Annotated in this window: 1 protein-coding gene; it reads right to left on the reverse strand. The window is 70.8% G+C overall.

Going from position 1 to position 1,873, the window contains the following annotated elements:
• Positions 1–1,873, reverse strand: a 1,873-nt coding sequence (locus NS4_RS30990; protein ID WP_245665878.1) for a condensation domain-containing protein, incomplete at both ends; no start/stop codon positions are given.

Genomic DNA, 1,873 nt, shown 5'->3' on the forward strand with positions numbered 1-1,873 from the left:
GTGACGTTCGCTCGGATCGAGCAGTTCGAGATCACCCAGCACCGCGTCGGGGTCGGCGACGACCGCCGCCAGCAACCGCCGGAACCTGGTGATCATCATGGACGCGGTGGCTTCGTCGAACAGTTCGGTGGCGTAGTTCAACACCAGATCCATTCCGCCCGAACCGTTTTCGCCCAGCGAGAACTGGAGGTCGAAGCGCGCCACATCGTCGGCGATCTCCACCCCGGCGACGGTCAGCCCGGCCAGGTCGAGTGCCGGGGCCTCCTGGTTCTGGAACGACAGCGCCACCTGGAACAACGGGTTGCGGGCCTGCGAGCGCTCCGGCGCCAGCAGATCCACCAGCCGCTCGAACGGCACATCGGCATTGCCGAACGCGTCCAGGTCCGCCCGGCGGGCCCGATCCACCAGATCGGCGAAGGTCTCGCCCGATCCGACCGCGGTCCGCAGCACCAGCGTGTTGACGAACATGCCGACCAGATCGTCGAGTGCCTGCTCACCGCGACCCGCGATCGGCGTACCGATCGCGATGTCCTCGCTACCGGACAGTCGCGCCAGCAAGGCCGCCAATCCGGCGTGCAGCACCATGAACATCGACGCACCCCGGGCACGGGCCAGGGCGTTCAGACTCCGCACCAGGTCGGGGTCCAGCTCGCCGTGCACCCTGGCACCGCGCAGCGACGCCACCGGGGGACGCGGGCGGTCGGTGGGCAGCACCAGCTCGTCGGGCAGGTCCGCGAGAGTCTCCTGCCAGAACGCTATCTGGCGGGCCATCGGGGTATCCGCATCGTCCTCGGCGCCCAGTACCTGCCGCTGCCACAGCGTGTAGTCGGCGTACTGGACCGGCAACGGCGCCCAGCCCGGCAACTCGCCCTGGGCGCGCGCCGCGTACGCGGTCATCACGTCACGGGCCAGCGGTGCCAGCGAGAAGCCGTCACCGGCAATGTGGTGCAGCACCACGACCAGCACGAATTCCCTGGGCGAGATGGCGAAGAGGCGGATCCGCATCGGCACGGCGGCGGCCACGTCGAAACCGGCCATCGCGAACTCTTCGATCTCGGTTGCCACCTCGTCCGCGGCCACCTGCTCCGGTTCCAGGGCCGGCACGGCCCGGTCGGCCGGCAGGATCAGCTGGACCGGCCGGCCACCCTGCTCCGGGTACCGGGTCCGCAGCGATTCGTGCCGGGCCACCACATCGCCCAGCGCCGCGCGCAGCGCCGCCACATCGAGATCACCGGTGAGGCGGATCGCCATCGGCAGGTTGTAGGCCGCCGACGAGGTGTCGTACTGGTTCAGGAACCACATCCGCTGCTGCGCGTAGGACAGCGGCACCTGTTCCGGCCGCGGCCCGGCCACCAGTTCCGGCCGGGATCGGCCGCCCGACTCTTCCACCCGGAGGGCGAGCGCGGCCACGGTCGGCGCCTCGAAGAGTGTGCGCACCGCTACCTGGGTACCGAGCGCCGCGCCGATGCGGGCCGCGACCTGCATACCGACCAGGGAGTTACCGCCCAGCTCGAAGAAGTCGTCGTCCGCGCCGACCCGCTCCACGTCCAGTACGTCGGCGAAGGTCGTCGCCACGATCTCCTCGATCGGGGTGGACGGCGCCCGGAACGCCCGGGCCGCGAAAACCGGTTCGGGCAGCGCCCGGCGATCGAGCTTGCCGCTGGCGTTCAGCGGGAAGGCGTCGAGCACCACGAACGCGGCGGGCACCATGTACGACGGCAACCGGCCCGACAGGGCCGCGCGCAGTGAGTCGCTCTCGACCGTGGCGCCGGCGGCCGGCACCACATAGCCGACGAGCTGGTCACCGGTGCGCGCGTCGCCACGCATGACCACCACGGCCTGCCCGACCTCGTCCACACCGGCCAGCGCCGAC

The organism is Nocardia sienata NBRC 100364 (assembly GCF_001613205.1).
Classification (GTDB): Bacteria; Actinomycetota; Actinomycetes; order Mycobacteriales; family Mycobacteriaceae; genus Nocardia; species Nocardia sienata.